Raw genomic sequence first — 17,332 nt, 5'->3', positions numbered from 1 at the left:
TGATGCCCGGCAAAGAGGAAACCAAGGCCGGGGCCTGCAGTGCCGGCATGGTGGAGGTGAGGGTGCGGGAGGCAGGACAGGCCCGCGACGCAGTGGCTGACGCCATCCTGATGGTGCGGGAAGCGGCGGACCGGTATTCCACCGGAATCATGATCACCGGGCTCGGCGAAGGCTGGTACGTGGTGCGGGCCCACCCCGCGGTGCCCCACGGTCTTGTGCGGGAGCGGAAATAGCGGGGGCCGCTGCCGAGTTATCATGTGCAGAGCCCATCGAAGGAGTCCCCTTGAGTGAGATCACCGTCCGCCACAATGCCGGCCGCGAGCGTTTCGAAATCCTGGACGCAGGCAGCGTGATCGGCAAGGCGGCGTACAAGGAGTACGACGGCGGCGGCTCACCGCAGCGGATTTTCTACCACACGGTGATCAACGAGGAATACGGCGGCCAGGGTCTGGCAGGCCAGCTCGCCACGGTGGCACTGGACGAAACGGTCAGTGCGGGGATGGGCATCGTTCCGGTGTGCCCTTTCATCAAGAAGTTCCTCACCAAACACCCCGAGTACGCCGGCAGCGCTGTCCGCGTGGCACCGGCCCACCTGGAGTTCCTGGACTCTGCGCTGGCTGCCCGCACCCGCTGACGGTCTTTGCACCCCCGCTTTCGGGTGCAAAGTCCACAAACGGGTGCGGATTAAAGACACGTCCGCAATCCTTACAGCCAGCTCCCAACCTTGGATGATCTAATCGACACCGCATCGCGTGCCCTGTGGGCCCGCAGGATGCGGATCGGTTCGTTGAGGTGAAAGAGGAGCCCCTATGCGGGACCAAGAGAGGCGTGCTGCAGCGCGGGATGTCGCTGCGCCCCGGCGGGACCGGAAGAGGCTTGCGCTGCTGTTCACGGCCGTGGCGCTGGTGATCGTGGCGATTCTTGTCCTGGCCGTGGTGCGGTCAGGGCCCCTGTCGGCCACCAGTCCGGTCCCGGTGGCTGTTCCGGAAGCGCCTGTGGCCGTGGCCCCGGATTCCCTCGAGGACAGCATCCAGTCCATCCTCGACGAAAATCCGGACTACCGGATCGGGCTGGCCATGGCCGACATCTCCGGCGACGCGGCACTCACCTTCGGCGACCAGGAGGTCTTTACGGCCGCCAGCACCGCGAAGATCATCACCGCCGCCGCCTACTACCACTTGGTGGAAACCGGGGAAGCAAGCCTCGATGACCCGCTGGGGGACTACGACGCCGCGTTCCAGCTCGAGGCGATGGTCAACGAGAGCAACAACGATTCCTGGCTGCTGCTGATGGATGCGGTGGGTTATCCGCGGCTGATCGACTACGCGTCCTCCATCGGCATCACCTACGACCCGGAGAAGAATCTCCTGACCCCTGTCGGCATGGCCCTGGTCCTGAAGCAGCTGTACGCCGGAGACCTGCTGAACCCGGACAACACCAAACAGTTGCTGGGCTACATGCAAGACACCAACAACGAGGAACTTATTCCCGCCGGCTCCCAGTCCGGGATCGAAGTGTTCCACAAATACGGCGAGTTCGACGGCGAACTCCACGACGCCGCCATCCTCGCCTACCGCGGCTCGACCTTTGTCCTGGTCATCTACACCGAGAATGAAGACGGCACCCAGGATGAAGGGCAGGCTGAGGTCATCCGGGAGCTTACCGGCGTGGTGGAAAAGGCCCTGTACCCGCCGGTGCAGGCAGGCAACAAGGTACCCTAGGGTCATCAAAGTCGCTAACGCCCGCCCCCGTGGGTAAGACTGTTTCCGTGAGCAACAATCCCCGGACCGGTCTGGCCGTCGCCGGACTCAGCCTGGGCACGGCCCTGAACCCCCTCAACTCGTCGATGATCGCGGTGGCACTGGTGGTGCTCCGCTCCGATTTCGGCCTCGACGTCGCGGCAGTCACATGGGTGGTCACCTCGTTCTACCTCGCCTCGGCAGCCGGACAGCCCGTGATGGGCAGGCTGGCGGACCGTTTCGGGCCACGGCGGATGTTTATGCTCGGCATGGCACTGGTCGCCGTCACCTGCGCGCTTGCGCCGCTCGCGCCGAACTTCGCCCTGCTGTGTGTGGCCCGGGCATTCATGGCGCTGGGTACGGCAACGGCCTATCCCAGCGCGGTGGTGATGGTGGGCGCCATAGCCCACCGGGCAAACGTTGACTCGGCCCGGCCGCTGGGGCGGCTGCAAATGGCGAACACGTCGGCCGCGGCGGTGGGCCCGGTAGTCGGCGGCCTGCTGGTAAGCCTGGTGGGCTGGGAGGCGCTGTTCCTGATCAACGTGCCTCTCGCCCTGGCCGCGCTGCTGATCGTGCGGCAGGCCGCTCCAAGGGATGAGGCCCGGGAGCACGGCAGCGTGGCCGAGCTCGTCAGGGACTCGGACATTCCCGGCATCCTGGCTTTTGTCTCAGCCCTGCTGCTGGTGATGATGGCCGCGCTCAACGTGGCGCCGGGCTACCGCTGGTGGATGCTGGCCGCCGGTACCGTCATCGCGGCCCTGTTCGCCTGGCGGGAGCTGCGTTTCAACAGGCCGTTCCTGGACCTCAGGCTCCTGGGCCGGAACCGGCCGTTGATGCTGGTGTACCTCGGCTTCGCGGTGTTCAGCAGCGTGTACTACTTTGTGTTCTTCGGCCTGCCGCAGCTGCTGCAGGAGGCCGGGGGCTACGATCCCGGCGTTGTGGGCCTGCTGATGCTGCCGCTCGCAGCGATGTCCGTGGTGGCAACCCCGTGGGCAGTGAAGGCCATCGGAAGGTTCGGTGTGCGGCGGGTGCTGATTGCCGGCGTCGTCCTGCTGACAGCCGTTGCAGCCCTGATGTGGCTGCTCACCGGCACGCTCGTGATTCCGCTCGTGGTGGTCCTGACGGCACTGATGGGCGTTCCCTACGGAACGGTCAGCATCGCCACCAACCAGGGGATGTTCGTCTCCACCCGGCCGCAGGAGCGTGGTGTTGCGGCGGGCATCTACCAGACCTGCCGGTACGTCGGCGCCATCACCGCCACGGTGATGATCGGGGTGTTCGCGGCCGACGGCGTGCACCAGGAAAACTGGGCGCGGATGGTCCTGGCCATGCTGGCCCTGTGCGTGGTGACGTTCGGTGTATTCCTGGTGTGGAAGCAGCGGACGGACTAAGCGTCCTGTAAGCCGGGTTTATCGTGGAGATATGGCTTCTCCAAAGGCGCAGCTGTACCTGGATATCACCGCAAAAGGCCTGTGCATCCTGGGCGCGGCGATGATGATCTTTGGCCGCGGTGCATGGTTCTACGTGGGCGTGGCCACCGTGGTGCTTGGAGTGTTGTTCATCGGCGGGTCGCTGATGGCCACCCGAAACCTGCGGCGGAGAGGGTGGGACGGCACGCGCCGAAGCTGATGCTCATCTGAGCAACGTGCCGCCCCGCCTGTTCAGTCCCGCGTGGTCGGCTTTTCTCAGGTGTACATCAGCGAGCCCGGCGTGGTGAGCTTCTGGCCGGTTTCCAGCCAGGTCTTCAGGCCGGAGAGGATCATGGGCCAGCCGCCGTAGAGCTGTTCGTTGGCGCCTTCGCGGAGGTCGCTGTGGGTGACGGTGAGGCGGCAGGAATCGCCCACTGGCTCGATGTCCCAGGTGACTTTCGAGGTTCCCTCGGCCTTGACGTCCTCGCCCCAGAGGGCGCGCATGGTCTGGACGAGCCGGCGCGGCGGGTCCACCTCCAGGTTCTCGCCTTCACCCAGGGGCGCGCCGGCTTTGATGTTGTTCATGGTGAAGCTGCTGCCCGGGGTCCAGTCCGTTTCGATCGTGTTCCCGAACTGGTACTTGCTCCGGATGTCACTGTCCGTGATGGCTTCCCAGAGCCGCTCCGGCGTGGTCTTGATGTAGATCTCGAAGATTTTTTCCATGGGACTTTCCAATCTGGATTTGAGGTCGCTGAGGCCAGCGGCCCATGGTTCGGCGTACTTGCTCACCCAGCGGTCGTGGACGAGCCGGATGGGCACCGGATTCAGGAAATGCAGCTTTTCACGCCCCCGACGGCGGGTCACCACCAGGCCTGCTTCTTCCAGGATCCTGAGGTGCTTGGCGATCCCGAAGCGGGTCATGTCGAAGCGGCCCTCGAGGGCGCCGAGGGTCTGGCCGTCCTCGCGGAAGAGCTCGTCAAGCAGGTCCCGGCGGGTAGGGTCTGCAAGTGCCTTGAACACGGCATCCATAGGAACAATGATAGGTGACCATTCGGTCACATATCAACGGTCAGTTCCTCGATGCCAAGCTCTGGTCCCGGTCCTGGAACACCTCATCACCGGGGCCGGTGAAGGCGCGCGAACGCTGGACGGCCTCGATCGAGCCGGTGAACAGCTGGGACTCGTGCGGGTCTGCCGGAGCGCGCGAGCCGTCCCGGCCGGAAGCTGCCAGCCCCTGCAGTGGCTGCTGACGGCGAGAGGAGGCGCCGCCGTCGGACGCTGCCTCGGTCCAGCGCTGCTGGGGAAGTGCTTCCGGATGGCGGTGCTGCAGGAAGGTGACCATCGCCTCGCGGATAAGGCAGCGCAGGTCGAAAAGGGCGGCGCTGTCCGCCGCGCTGACGAGGATCCGGACGCGGACGAAGCCGCCGGTGGCATCCGTGATCTGCAGGACGCCTACACGTTCATCCCACAGTTCCGTGCCGGCCAGGACGCTGCGCAGTTCGGCGCGCATGTCCTCCACCGGGGCGCGCCAGTCGAGGTCGAACTCCACGGTGCCCATCACCTCGGACTGGCGGCGGGTCCAGTTCTCGAACGGTGTGGTGGTGAAGTAGGTGGAGGGCAGGATGAGCCGCCGGTCGTCCCAGATGTGGACCACCACGTACGTCAGGGTAATCTCCTCGATGCGGCCCCACTCCTTCTGGACCACCACCACGTCGTCCACGCGAATGGCGTCCGTGAAAGCAAGCTGCATGCCCGCGAAGACGTTGACCAGCGAGGTCTGCGCGGCGAGGCCGGCGACGATCGAGATTACGCCGGCGGATGCCAGCAGTCCGGCGCCGAGGGCCTGGATGGCCGGGAAAGTGAGCATCACCGAGCCCACGGCCAGGACCACCACCAGGGCAACGCCAATCCGGCGGGCCAGGATCATCTGCGTCCGGAGCCGCCGGGCACGCCGGTTGTCCGCAACGTCAACGCTGTACCGGCCGAGAACCACCGCTTCGATAATCAGCAGGACAGCCACGCCCAGCCAGGCGAGGGAACCGATGAGGGCTATCAGAAGCAAATGGTCGACGCCGGGCCGCCAGCCTTCGTCCCCGGCCGTCAGCCCCAGCGCGGTGCGGACGCCGATGAGGCAGAGCGCCAGCCGCAGCGGTTGGCGGGCCACCCGGGAGGTGGCTTGCAGTTCCGGGCGTTTGCGGTTGAGGCGCAGGACGAGCTTGCGCAGCAGCCAGGACAGGACCAGTCCTGCGGCCACTGCAAGCGTGACGGCAATGAACGGCATGGCGGGATTGAGCAGGTCTTGCATCCATTAACCACTACCAACTTCGGCTGCAGGGGCCGAAATTGACCCTGACCCTGGTGTGGTGCGTGCGCTCCTTCCCGGTTACTCCGTGGGCCGCACCCGCTGGTGGTTAGCAATCCCTTTATCCGTGCGGTTGTTGCCGGCCAAAGCCTGACACCCGGGCGGCCAACTGGGCTGGAACGCACGCCGCAGCCCGGGCGTGGTGGCGTGGAACGCCCAGGCTATCCGCGGATGCCGAAATCGGTGTCCGTGTAGGAGCCCGGCCGGGCGGGGGCCTCCGGAATCAGCGGGCGGCCGGTTCCTTGGCTGGCACTGGTGCATCAAGCCGTGAGTCCAGCAGGCCTGCCGCGACTGCCGGAGCAAGCCCTGGCGCCAGCGGTAGGCGCGGGACCACCAGGCAGTGCCAGAGGTGGTAGATGTCCGCCTTGCCGGACCACACGGTGGAGGTAACGTTGCCGTTCTCGTCGAGTTCCTGCTTCCAGGAGCCGTGCTCGTAGTCGATGAACCAGTCGCGGGCGTGGTCCCAGATCCGCTCGTACCAGTTGGCGTACTTCTTCTCGCCGGTGGCGATGTAGAGGGCCGCCGCTCCTCCAATTGCCTCGGCGGGTACCCAGCGGATGCGGGTGGTAACAACCGGCTTGCCCTCCCAGTCGACGGTGTAAACGAATCCCGGATGACCGTCCGGCTCCCAGGCGTCGCGGATGGCAGCGTCGAACAGGCCCCGCGCGTCCTCTAGGAGCCATTCCGGGGCGTCCAGTGCGCGGGCCTCGAGCCCGGCACGGAGGTGCAGCAGCAGCCGCGCCCACTCAACCCAGTGGCCAGGGGTTCCCCCGTAGGCCCGGAACTGGCTGGCCCGGTCATCGGTGTTGTATTCGGGCATAGGGTTCCACTCCGGGTCGAAGTGCTCGAAGACCCGGTAGTTGTTGTTGCGCGCGAAGTTGTGGATGAGCAGCTCGGCAATGTGGAGGGCCCGTTCCAGCCACCGGTCTTCCCCGGTCACATCAGCGACGATGAGGTACGCCTCGACTGAGTGCATGCTCGCGTTCCCGCCACGGTATGCCTCGGTTTCGGTGAAGTCCCGGTTCCACGAGTCGAAGCACATGTTGGCCTCATGGTCCCAGAATTTCGTGTCGGCTATCCGCAGCGCCTCGTCGAGCAGTTCCCGGGCTCCGGGGCGCTCCGCCGCAACGGCGCTGGCAGCAGCGAGGAGCACAAAAGAGTGCTGGTAGCCGGACTTGGTGTCGTTCACGGGACCGTTCTGGTCCACCTCGGCATACCAACCGCCGAACTCGTCATCGTGGAGGGCTCCGTTGAGGGCGGCAATGCCGTGGTCGACGAGTTTCCCGGCGCCCGGGCGTCCCATCAAAGCGGCGACAGCGAAACTGTGCACCATCCGCGCGGTAATCCAGAGATGGGTCGGCTTGTCGGGAAATACCACGCCGTTGTTGTCGAGCCAGCCGAATCCCGTAGGGACCTTTGAAGCCGCGGCGAAATTGATCAGCCGGTCGGTTTCCGCCTCAAGCCATCGTGCGTGAGCGGCACTGTTCAGCCACGTCATGTTATTTCCTCTCTCTGGTACTGGTGCAAGGTTGCTGGTGCAAGTGAAAATCAGGTCAGCCGGCGGCGTCCAGTACGCCGCGGATGATGGTGGCGGCCGCTCCCAGGTAGGCCAGGACAATCAGCAGGAGCTGGGCGGCGCGGGCGGGAACGAACTTCGAGGCGACGTCTCCCAGTACCAGGCCGGCTAGGCAGGCCGCAGCAACAGCTGCCCACATGGCAAACGGGAGGGCCGGAAACGAGGCAGGTGCCGTGAGGGCTTTGGACACCAGGGAGAAGGTGCCGATGGTGAAGAAGTAGGGCTGCATGGTGGCGGCGAAGGACTTGTGCTGCCAGCGGGTGGCGATGGAGTACATGCTGACCGCCGGCCCGCCCACACCGGCCGCCGTGTTCATAAAACCGCTCAGGCCGCCGGCCGTCAGCAGGTAGCGCCGGCGGGGAGGCAGCACCGCGGATTTCAGGACCAGCAGAACTGTCAGCCCCACGGCCAGGATCACGCCGATGGAGATTTCCAGGACCGCCGCCGGGATCAGCCGGATCAGGAAAGCGGCGGGGACAATCCCCAGCAGCGCCGACGCCGCCAGCGCCGCGTACCGCTTCCAGTCGATGTCCCGCACCACCCGGAAGATGATGGCCCCCGCCGTTACGGCACCGCAGAGGTTGACCAGGACCACTCCTTCCACCGGCCCCAGCAGCAGGACCAGGAAGGGAGCCGCGACCAGCGCGAAGCCCATCCCCGTGATGCGCTGCATCCCCGCGCCCATCACAACGGCGGCCAGCACCAGTCCCGTGGTCAGCACTTACGGCCGCCAGGCCACGTACTGGACCTCCTCGAACTCTTCCAGGCCGAGGTCCGATCCTTCGCGGCCCAGGCCGGACTGCTTGACCCCGCCCATCGGGGCAAACGCCACGGACGGCAGGGGATCGTTGACCCCCACAATGCCGGCTTCCAGCCGCTCCGGAACATCCCACGCGCGCCTGGCATTGCCGCTCCACACGTAGGCGGCGAGTCCCATTTCGGTGGCGTTTGCCTTGCGGATTGCGTCCTCCTCCGAAGAGAAGGTGACGACGCCGGCCGCCGGGCCGAAGACTTCTTCACTCACCAGGGGTGCGTCCCCGGGGACGTCCATCAGCAGCGTGGGTGCCATAAACGCGCCGTGTCCAGGGACGGATGTCCGTTGCGTGACGCGGCGGGCGCCGCGCTCCAGCGCATCGTCAACGAGGGCCTGGACGGCCGAGACGCGGTCGGCGTCGATCATCGGGCCAAGGTCCGGGACGGGTGTTCCGCCGTCGGGAACGCCGTGCCCGATGCTCATTGCATCGAAGCGGGCGCCCAGCTTCCGGGCGAACTCTTCGGCGATGCTGTCCTGTACCAGGAAGCGGTTGGCCGCCACGCAGGACTGGCCGGTGTTGCGGAGCCGGCCCAGCACAGCACCCTCGACGGCGGCGTCCAGGTCCGCGTCCTCGAACACAATGAAGGGCGCGTTGCCCCCGAGTTCCAGCAGCGGCCGGACCACCCGCTCCGAAGCTGAGGCCATGATCTGGCGGCCCACGCCGGTGGAGCCGGTGAAGCTGACGGCACGCACGGCCGGGTGCTGGAGCAGCGCGGAGGTAACGTCCCTGGACGGGCCGTGGACCAGGTTGACCACCCCGGCCGGGAACCCGGCGTCGTGCAGTACCTCGAACAGCCCGGTGGCTGCGAGCGGCGCTTTCTCGGAAACCCGGCCTACCACCGTGCAGCCGGCGGCCAGCATGGCTGCCAGTTTCCGGGCCTGGATGGACACGGGAAAGTTCCAGGGCGTGAGGCTTAGCGCGACGCCGATGGGCTTGCGGAGGCTGAGGTGGCGGCGGCCGTGCAGCTCAGGCGGGCTGACAGTGCCGGTGGAGCGGCGGACCTGCTCGGCGAACCAGCGGAAGTATTCCACGGAGAAGTCCACTTCGCCCTGCGCCTCGGGGAGCCGTTTGCCGGCTTCCAGCGCCAGGGTGTGGGCCAGTTCGTCCCTGCGTTCGGCCAGGAGGTCGGCGGCGTTGCGGAGCAGGTCCGCACGGTTGCGGACCGTGGTGCGGGACCAGGAGGCGAAGGCTTCGGCGGCCGCGTCGGCTGCCAGGGTGGCGTCCTGGGCGGTTCCCCAGGCGACCTCGCCCACGGTGCTGCCGTTTCCGGGATCCGTGACGTCCTTCGACGTTCCGGCCGCATGCCAGGTGCCGTTCACCAGGTGTCGGGCTGATTTGAGGTTCACTGATGTGCCTTTCGTTGGGCCAGGCGGGGTCCGGTCATCTCTTGCCGGTGCCTCATCCTTTGCTTGCGCCGGCCGTGATGCCGGCCACGAAGTACCGCTGCAGGAAGATGTACGCCACCACCACGGGCAGGGAGGCCAGGATGACGCCGGCGAACAGCAGCGGGTAGTTGGTCTGGAACTCGCCCTGGAAGCTGAGCAGTGCCAGCGGCAGGGTGCGGTTGCCGGGGGACTGGATGAACAGCAGCGGATACAGCAGTTCGTTCCAGTGGATGACGAACAGGAAGATCGCAGCGGCGGCGATGGACGGAGCGGACAGCGGCAGGGCGATCGAGACGTAGGTCCGCCACGGGCCGGTCCCGTCAATGGAGGATGCTTCGTACAGTTCGCGGGGCAGGGTCCGCATGAACCCGCCCAGGATAAAGACGGCGATGGGCAGGGTGGACACCACGTTGGCCAGGATCAGGCCAGTGAGGTTGTCCAGCAGCCCTAACCGGCCGAAAAGGACGTACAGCGGCACCATGTTGGCCTGCGCCGGGATGGCCATGCCCAGGACCAGGAAACCGAAGATGGCCCAGGAGATAAAGCCCTTGAGCCGGGACACGGCGTAGCCGGCAAGGCTGGCCAGGAACAGGGTGAGCGGCACGGAGACGGCGGTGACAATGACGCTGTTCCAGAACGAGGAACCCAGGTCCTGGCCGCCGATCACCTCGGCGTAGTTGGCGGGAGAGAGGGACTGCGGCAGGCTGAACGGCCCGGCAAAGAGTTCCTGCGTGGACTTGAAGCTGCCGAACCCCACCACGGTGAGCGGAACGATGATGATGACCGCGTAGATCGCGAGGATTCCGCGGCGGGTTATTGACGCGAGCATGCTGTCATTCCCCCTTCGGGGTGAGGCGGAGGAGCCGGCGCTGCAGCCAGGTGACCAGGGCGATCATCGCCATGAAGATGATCGATTGGGCGGCGGCGTAGCCGAACTCCGAGTTGGCAAAAGTGCTGTAGATACGGGTGGAGAGGATGTCCAGGGAGCTCTTGGGCGGGTTGCCCGCAATGCCGAGGATCAGGTCGAACGCCTTGAACGACTGGACGGTGGTGTAGGCAACCACGATGGAGGTTGCTGGGGCCACAAACGGCCAGGTGATGGATTTGAACTGCTGCCACTTGCCCGCGCCGTCCATCTCCGCTGCCTCGTAGAGTTCGCGGGGAATGGACTGCAGGCCGGCGATGTAGACCACCATCATCTGCCCTGCGTGGAACCACACCTGGGTGACGGCCACCCAGTACAGCGCCTGGGCGTTGTTGCCGAGGTAGGAGCCCTGCAGTGCGTCCAGGCCGACGGTGCCCAGGACCGCGTTGGCCAGGCCGAAGTTGGGGTCGTAGATGAACTTCCAGATGAAGGCCACGGAGACCGAGGACAGGATGGTGGGGAAGAAGAACAGGGCGCGGAGCAGGATGCTGCCGCGGGAGTTCTTTGTCAGCATCAGGGCCAGGATCAGCGAGAACGCCGTCTGCGCGATCACCACCAGCAGCACGAACTTGAGGTTGTTGGTCAGCGCGTTGGTGAACAGCGAGTCCTTGGTGAAGGCCCGGATGAAGTTGTCCAGCCCCACGTAGTTGAAGGCCGCCGAGAACCCGTTCCAGTCCGTGATGGCGTACTGGAAGGCCTGCAGGGTGGGCATCACCAGGAAGAACGCGATGATGGCGACGGCGGGAAGCGGGAAGAGGTACAGCGCCGGATTCACCCGGGTGGGGGAGCGGCGGCGCTTCTTCGCACCGGTTTCGGTATGCGTGTCCGGCGCCCTTCGCTCCGACGCCGTTCCGGGATGGATGCTCATAGCCGTTCGTCAACAATCTTCTGGGCGGCGTCGGCTGCCTGCTCCGGGCTGGTGCCGGAGATGACCGCCGTCGCGCTGGCTTCCACGGCGTTGCGGACGTCCAGGTTCTGGAACTGGAACCGGGCGGCCAGGGCCGTCTTCTTGTCCAGCCACGGGCTCAGGCGCTTGAGGTCCGGGTTGGTGTATTCGACGTCCTTGACGGACACGTGCTGCGCTGTCTGGTTGGCGTAGTAGCCGGCGTTTTCCGGCTCTGACAGGAAGTCGATCCACGCCGCGGCGGCTGCCTGGTTCTTGCTGGCGGCATTGACGCCCAGGATGAACGTGGCGTTATAGGCGCCCTCATACTTGCCGTTGCCGTCCGACGTGTTGGGGAACACCAGCTCGATGGGGAAGGTGGCGCCCAGCCCGCGGACGGCGGCGATGTGGTACGACCCGGTGGCCAGCATGGCGGCCTTGCCCTGCGAGAACAGGTTCTGCGCCGGTTCCACGGCCGTGCCGGTGGCGTTGGACTGCAGGTACGGGACCAGCTGCTTGTACTGGTTCAGCATCTTGATGAACCAGTCGTCGGTGCACTTGAGCTTGCCCTGCTCGATCTGGGCGCACATGTCATCGACCGGTGCGTTGTTGGCGATCATGCAATTGAACAGCTGGCCGCCGTTTCCCACATCGCCGCCCGGCCAGGAGATGGGAACCACGCCGGAGGAAGCGAGCTTTTCGCACATGCCCAGGAACGCGTCCCAGTCCTTGGGTGCGATGTCGGCGCCGGCCTTGTCGAACAGGTCCACGTTGGCCATGGGCATGGGGAACACCACCTGGTACGGCAGTCCCAGCTGGCTCTCGCCGGACTTTCCGGCGGACAGCAGGCCCTCCTGGTAGTTGGAAACAGCCTTGCTGTTCTTGAGCTCGGTGTAGATCCCGGCTTCGGTGAAGTTCTTGAATTGGGCGCCGCGGAAAGTGGCGAAGGCGTCGCCGATGGCTGCACCCCGGACCTTCTGCAGGCCCTGGGCGTTGTAGTCGTTGGAGGTGGAGATGTCTTGGGCCACCTCCACGCCGTCGTGCATTGCTGCGAAGCGCTTGATGAGTTCGTCAAACACCGCTTTGTCCTCGCCGCGCCAGTGCGCGAAGGACACCCTGCCGGTGACGTTGCCGGTGGCGGGTGCGGCCGGTCCGGTGGCACCACCGGGTGCAGTGGATCCACCGGGTCCGGCGCATGCTGCCGCGGTGGCACCGAAGCCCAGCGCCCCGAGAAGGGCCATGGCCTGCCTGCGTGAAATCTGACTCACAATAATCTCCTCGTTGAGTTTTTGCTATGCCTTGTTACTTGACTGCGGAAAAGCGGGTGGGTACTGCCAGGACGCTGTTGCGCTCCGGGAGCGCTATGCGTTGGACCTCTGTGACGAGACGACGTCGTCAACCACGGCGCAGAGGCGCTGCAGCCGGCGGACGGCGTCAGTGGACAGGGATTCGACGACGTCGGGCGCGCCGATGCAGGACGCCCAGACGGCGCGTCCGGAGAGGAAGCCGCTGGCGCCTTCCAGGCAGGCCCAGCGGACGGCGTCGGGGAAGACGTCCTCGGGGACACCTGAGGACAGGACCACCCACGGGCCGTCGATGGCGTTGGTCAGTTCGGCGCAGGCTGCGCGGACTTCGGTTTCGGGTGCCTTGCCGTGGAAGGGGACCTCGGCCTTGTAGAGGTCGGCGCCCAGGCTGCCGAGTTCCTTGGCAGCGGCGAGGATGCCGGCGTTCCAGTCGAAGTCACCGCCGGCCAGGGGTTTGCGGGAGACGGGTTCGATGATGCTGATGAGTCCGGCGGACCGGCAGATGTCCACGAATTCACGGACCATGGCCACGCGGCCTTCGGCGGGCTCGTCCGGGCGGTACAGCACCAGGAGCTTGAGGGCCTTCACTCCCAGGGCCTTGTATTTGTGGGGGTCCACCAGGCGGTCGATGGTTACCTCGCCCACCAGTTCGCCGTGCGCCGATTCGAAGTGGTCAGCGGAGGCGATCAGTCCGCAGCTGGGGTCCACCACGTTGTCTGCGATGGCCTGGTCCAGGGCGAACTGGCGGTCGATCAGGACGCCTGAGGCGTAGGGCGTGAGGATTCTGGCGGCCTGCAGCTTGAAGTCCTGCAGGTCCTGGTCCGTGACGGGGGTTTCCTGGTGTTCGGCGATCATGTTGCGCATCGCCTCGCGCTGGTCCACGGCGAGCATCGCGAAGGCGCCGGACGGGCGTTGCAGCGGGGAAAGGTCAGTGGCGGTCATGTGCTGCTTCTTTCAGCTAGGCAGGTTGGAGGCTAGGACGGGTTTGATGGTTTGGCGGGGGATGGCGGAGCGGCCGTCGAGGCCGGCGCACGATGCGGAGGCGGTGCGGCCGGCGAAAGCGGCGGCTTCTACCAGCGGGAGGTTGGCGGCGACGGCGGCGAGCAGGGCGCCGTGGTACACATCGCCGGCGCCCAGGGTGGAAACGATGGTGGCCGGCGTGGCCGGAACGTGGACGGGTTCGCCGCCCCGTTCCAGGACCCACGCACCGTCAGAGCCGGCGGTGGCGACGACGGCGGAGGCGCCGTAGTCGATGGCTTTCCGGAGCAGGTCCCCGGCGGAGTGGTCCACGCCGTAGTCTGCGCGGAGCCGCTCGATGGTGGGGACGTAGAGGGCGACGCCTTGCGGACTGAAAGACGGGATGGGGTTGCCGGCGTCCACGCTGATGTTCAGCCGGCCCGGGGTGAAGCCGGGCGCGGAAGCGACGGCGTTCCAGCCCAGGTGGTCCACGTGGACCCAGGCTGCGGATGCGAGCAATTCGTGGAAGCGGCTGCCGGCGGGGAAGCTGACGGGCGGCACGGGGCGGGTGACGATGGCGCGGCTCTCGGTGGCCTGGCTGACCACGATGACGCTGGCGCCGGTCTTGACGGTCGAATCACGGATCACGGCGGACGTGTCCACGCCTTCCGCCTGCAGGCCCAAGATAATGCGCTCGCCTTCCTCGTCCGTGCCGAGGACCCCGGCGAACGCTGTGCTGGCACCGGCCCTCACTGCCGCAACGGCTGCGGTGGCGGCAGGGCCGCCGCCCGCCGTCGCGAAGCCTGACGCAACGGTGCGGCTGTCCGCGGCGGGGTAATCCTGGACCAGGGCGATGGAGTCAAGAGTGGCGCAGCCTACGAAGAGCAGGGTTCCGGTTGACGGTTGGGGCACGTTCCACCTCGTTGTAGTTTGGCTGGTATTGAAGAAATATACACACGCTATGTTGGAAAAACAACACTTTCTGTATAGTTGTGTTTGGGATGCAACGCCGCGGTCCCCCCTCAACGTAGAGAAACGGAGCAACTCATGTCATTGCCTTCTGCGGAACCGGTCCGGACAGTTCGTTACGGCCTTATCGGGGCTGGCCACATGGCCCGCGAACACGTCCGGAACCTTGCCCTGATCCCCGGAAGCCGGATCACTGCAGTCTCCGATCCGCAGCCGTCCTCCCTGGCGGAAACCGCTGCGGAGATCGGCTACGAGGTGCAGACTTTTCCGTCCCACCAGGAGTTGCTGGCCTCCGGCCTGGTGGACGCGCTGGTGATCGCCAGCCCCAACGACACCCATCTGGGCATCCTGAAGGACATCTTCGCCAGCGGCACCAATCTCCCGGTGCTGGTGGAGAAGCCCGTATGCACCACCGCCGAGCAGGCAGATGAACTCGAGGTGCTGGCCGCCAGCTACCCCGCCCCGGTCTGGGTGGCGATGGAATACCGCTACATGCCGCCGGTGCAGGAAGTCATCCAGGCCGCGCACAACGGCAAACTCGGCAATATCTACATGCTCTCCATCGTGGAGCACCGGTTCCCGTTCCTTCATAAGGTGGACTCCTGGAACCGCTTCGCGGAGCGGACCGGCGGCACCCTCGTTGAGAAGTGCTGCCACTTCTTCGACCTGATGCGGCTGATCCTGCAGGACGAGCCCGTGCGCGTCTATGCCAGCGGAGGCCACGACGTGAACCACATGGATGAGGTCTACGAGGGCCGGATCCCGGACATGATCGACAACGCCTACGTGATTGTGGACTTCAAGGGCGGCCGGCGGGCCATGCTGGAGCTGTCCATGTTCGCCGAGGGATCCAAGTTCCAGGAGCGGATCTCCATCGTGGGTGACGCAGCCAAGATCGAGACCCTCATCCCGGTCGCGGCAAACCACTGGATTCCCGGAGATGAAGCCGAAGCCACGGTGGAACTCAGCCCGCGCTCGCCGCTGGGCCCGGAAAAGCACGAGGTTCCGGTGGATGAGGCGGTTCTGGCAGCGGGCGCGCACCATGGTTCCACCTACTACGAACACCTTGGTTACCGGAAGGCCATCCTGGGTGAAGGACCGGTGGACGTTACGGTTGCCGACGGCCTCCAGTCGGTCCGGATGGGCCTGGCCGCCGAGCGTTCAATTGTTGAGGGGCGCCCCGTGGAGCTTGCGAATGCCGGTGCCGGGGTAGGCCAGTAAGTAGATTGGTGTTGGAATAGCAACATTGCGCCGGGCCGGTGTCCGGCACATGGGGCAGGAAGAAGAGGAAATGAGCAACGCACGTGAAGAGGGCCCGCTGACGCCCCGCCAGCGCACTATTTTGGACGAGCTGGGCCGGCGGGGCTTCATTTCCACCACCGACTTGGCCGAGACGTTTGCTGTTTCTGACATGACGGTGCGCCGGGACACCCGGGTGCTGTCCAAGCTTGGCCTGGTCCGGGTGGTTCACGGTGGCGTCAGCGCCCTCCACACCGGCGGCCAGAACGCGGACTTCGCGGCCCGGGTCCGGGAGGATGCGGACGCCAAGCAACGGGTGGCATTGGCCTGCGTTGCAATGATCGGGGAGCGGGACGCCATCATCCTGGATGCCGGCACCACCACGTACCAGATCGCGCAGGAGCTCCCCGCTTCCTTCACGGGCACCATCATCACGCACTCGGCGCCCGCCATCCAGCGGTGCCTGCAGCTGACGGCGGCGCGGACCATCTGCCTGGGCGGTGAACTGCTCCTGGACAGCCAGGCGTTCAATGGCCCCATGACGGTCAGCGCCGCTGCAGGCCTTCGTGCCAAGACGGCCTTTATCGGCGTCAGCGGGATCCACGACGAGGCGTTTTACATTGAGCGGGATGTGGAGCGCGCCACTAAGATCGCCCTCATGAACTCTGCGGAACAGGTGGTCGTAGTGGCCACGCACCAGAAGATGCTCCGGTACGCACTGGCCCGGCTGGCCGCGTTTGACGCCGCGGACGTGCTGGTGACCGACGCACCACCGCCGCCGGAGATCGAGGACGCACTGGGCGCCGCCAACGTGAAGCTCGTGGTGGCCGCATGAGCGCGCCGCTGCGGGTGGCCCTGCCCGACCAGAAGCTGCTGGATGCGCTGGAGGTCAGCGCCGGCGTCGAACTTCTCCTCTGGGATCTCACCGGGCCCGCCCCGGAGGGCCGGATCGACCTGTTGGTGCCGCCCTACATGGGCAAGCCTGGAGCGCTGGCGGCCCTGGACGGTGTGGACGTCGGGCTGGTCCAGAGCCAGTCCATCGGGTACGACGGCGTGGCGGACGTGCTGCCCGAAGGGTGCCTTTTCGCCAACGCGGCGGGGGTCCATGAGACCTCGACGGCGGAACTCGCCTTAGGCATGATGATCGCCAGCCAGCGCGGCCTGGCTGATTTTGCCCGCAATCAGGCCACCGGAACCTGGGACAACAGCCAGCGGCCCAGCCTGGCCGACCGGCGGGTGCTGTTGGTGGGCTACGGGGGAGTGGGCAAGGCCATCGAGGCACGGCTGCTGCCGTTCGAAACCGAGGTAACCCGGATGGCCAGCCGCGAACGCGAGGATGCCGGCGGAAAAATCTACGGGATCGACTCCCTGTATGAGCAGTTGCCGCTGCACGAGATTGTGGTGGTAAGCGTTCCCCTCAGCGAGCAGACCCGGCAGCTGGTGGACGCGAAGTTCCTGGCGGCGATGCGGGACGGCGCGCTGCTGGTGAACGTGGCGCGCGGCCCGGTCGCCGACACTGATGCGCTGCTGGCGGAGACGTCAGCCGGGCGGTTGCGCGCGGCCCTGGACGTGACGGATCCCGAACCGCTGCCGGCGGGCCATCCGCTGTGGACGACGCCCGGCGTGCTGATCACTCCGCATGTGGGCGGGGCCAGTTCGGCGATGTTTCCGCGCATGGTCCGGCTGGTCAAGCAGCAGATCAGGCTGATGCTGGAGGGCAAGGAACCAGTGAACGTGGTGCTGGGCGCTCCACTGGCTTGAAGCTACCC

Annotated in this window: 18 protein-coding genes; 8 read left to right on the top strand and 10 right to left on the bottom strand. The window is 66.1% G+C overall.

Annotation, left to right across the window (positions count from 1 at the left end; translation table 11 throughout):
• Positions 1-2 precede the first annotated feature (2 nt).
• The 5 genes from QF038_RS15950 (at position 3) to QF038_RS15930 (ending at position 3,368) form a co-directional block, all read left to right on the top strand.
• On the top strand, positions 3-233 hold the full coding sequence (locus QF038_RS15950) for a hypothetical protein (protein ID WP_307611184.1): 231 nt from the start codon (positions 3-5) through the stop codon (positions 231-233).
• Between the two features lie 50 nt (positions 234-283).
• Positions 284-634, top strand: coding sequence for a GNAT family N-acetyltransferase (locus QF038_RS15945; protein WP_307611182.1), 351 nt, complete (start codon positions 284-286; stop codon positions 632-634).
• Between the two features lie 175 nt (positions 635-809).
• The gene (locus QF038_RS15940; protein ID WP_307611180.1) at positions 810-1,721 is read left to right on the top strand and encodes a serine hydrolase; all 912 of its coding nucleotides are present in this window, start codon (positions 810-812) and stop codon (positions 1,719-1,721) included.
• Between the two features lie 47 nt (positions 1,722-1,768).
• Positions 1,769-3,130: an MFS transporter gene (locus QF038_RS15935; RefSeq protein ID WP_307611177.1), complete on the top strand. Its 1,362-nt coding sequence runs from the start codon at positions 1,769-1,771 to the stop codon at positions 3,128-3,130.
• Between the two features lie 31 nt (positions 3,131-3,161).
• On the top strand, positions 3,162-3,368 hold the full coding sequence (locus QF038_RS15930) for a hypothetical protein (protein ID WP_307611175.1): 207 nt from the start codon (positions 3,162-3,164) through the stop codon (positions 3,366-3,368).
• Positions 3,369-3,424: 56 nt separating this feature from the next.
• On the opposite strand, the gene QF038_RS15925 is transcribed toward QF038_RS15930, so the two are convergent.
• The 10 genes from QF038_RS15925 to QF038_RS15880 form a co-directional block, all read right to left on the bottom strand.
• Positions 3,425-4,177, bottom strand: a complete 753-nt coding sequence (locus tag QF038_RS15925) for a metalloregulator ArsR/SmtB family transcription factor (protein WP_307611173.1) — start codon at positions 4,175-4,177, stop codon at positions 3,425-3,427.
• Between the two features lie 40 nt (positions 4,178-4,217).
• Positions 4,218-5,453, bottom strand: a complete 1,236-nt coding sequence (locus tag QF038_RS15920; protein ID WP_307611171.1) for a mechanosensitive ion channel family protein — start codon at positions 5,451-5,453, stop codon at positions 4,218-4,220.
• A 280-nt stretch (positions 5,454-5,733) separates the two neighbouring features.
• The gene (locus QF038_RS15915; protein WP_307611169.1) at positions 5,734-7,008 is read right to left on the bottom strand and encodes an AGE family epimerase/isomerase; all 1,275 of its coding nucleotides are present in this window, start codon (positions 7,006-7,008) and stop codon (positions 5,734-5,736) included.
• Between the two features lie 55 nt (positions 7,009-7,063).
• Positions 7,064-7,807: a sulfite exporter TauE/SafE family protein gene (locus QF038_RS15910; protein ID WP_050056138.1), complete on the bottom strand. Its 744-nt coding sequence runs from the start codon at positions 7,805-7,807 to the stop codon at positions 7,064-7,066.
• The gene (locus QF038_RS15905; RefSeq protein WP_307611167.1) at positions 7,808-9,247 is read right to left on the bottom strand and encodes an NAD-dependent succinate-semialdehyde dehydrogenase; all 1,440 of its coding nucleotides are present in this window, start codon (positions 9,245-9,247) and stop codon (positions 7,808-7,810) included.
• 52 nt (positions 9,248-9,299) lie between these two features.
• Positions 9,300-10,115, bottom strand: a complete 816-nt coding sequence (locus QF038_RS15900; protein WP_307611165.1) for a carbohydrate ABC transporter permease — start codon at positions 10,113-10,115, stop codon at positions 9,300-9,302.
• A gap of 4 nt (positions 10,116-10,119) precedes the next feature.
• Entirely contained in the window at positions 10,120-11,079 is a 960-nt protein-coding gene (locus QF038_RS15895) for a carbohydrate ABC transporter permease (protein WP_307611164.1), read from the bottom strand.
• On the bottom strand, positions 11,076-12,362 hold the full coding sequence (locus QF038_RS15890; RefSeq protein WP_307611162.1) for an ABC transporter substrate-binding protein: 1,287 nt from the start codon (positions 12,360-12,362) through the stop codon (positions 11,076-11,078). The genes QF038_RS15895 and QF038_RS15890 overlap by 4 nt, the downstream gene beginning before the upstream one ends.
• A 93-nt stretch (positions 12,363-12,455) precedes the next feature.
• Positions 12,456-13,340 carry an aldolase gene (locus QF038_RS15885; protein ID WP_307611160.1) on the bottom strand — a complete coding sequence of 295 codons (885 nt, stop codon included), beginning with the start codon at positions 13,338-13,340 and terminating at the stop codon, positions 12,456-12,458.
• A 12-nt stretch (positions 13,341-13,352) separates the two neighbouring features.
• Entirely contained in the window at positions 13,353-14,267 is a 915-nt protein-coding gene (locus tag QF038_RS15880; protein WP_307611158.1) for a PfkB family carbohydrate kinase, read from the bottom strand.
• A 135-nt stretch (positions 14,268-14,402) separates the two neighbouring features.
• On the opposite strand from QF038_RS15880, the gene QF038_RS15875 reads away from it, so the two are divergent.
• The 3 genes from QF038_RS15875 (at position 14,403) to QF038_RS15865 (ending at position 17,324) form a co-directional block, all read left to right on the top strand.
• On the top strand, positions 14,403-15,545 hold the full coding sequence (locus QF038_RS15875; protein WP_307611156.1) for a Gfo/Idh/MocA family protein: 1,143 nt from the start codon (positions 14,403-14,405) through the stop codon (positions 15,543-15,545).
• A 70-nt stretch (positions 15,546-15,615) separates the two neighbouring features.
• Entirely contained in the window at positions 15,616-16,398 is a 783-nt protein-coding gene (locus QF038_RS15870; protein ID WP_307611154.1) for a DeoR/GlpR family DNA-binding transcription regulator, read from the top strand.
• Positions 16,395-17,324 (top strand): 2-hydroxyacid dehydrogenase, encoded by a 930-nt coding sequence (locus QF038_RS15865; RefSeq protein WP_307611152.1) that lies wholly within the window; start codon positions 16,395-16,397, stop codon positions 17,322-17,324. Before QF038_RS15870 ends, QF038_RS15865 begins: the two co-directional genes overlap by 4 nt.
• Positions 17,325-17,332: the final 8 nt, after the last annotated feature.

It is taken from the genome of Pseudarthrobacter sp. W1I19 (assembly GCF_030817835.1).
Lineage (GTDB): Bacteria > Actinomycetota > Actinomycetes > Actinomycetales > Micrococcaceae > Arthrobacter.
Note: the sequence above shows the minus strand (reverse complement) of the source record. Positions and strands in the feature narration are given on the sequence as shown.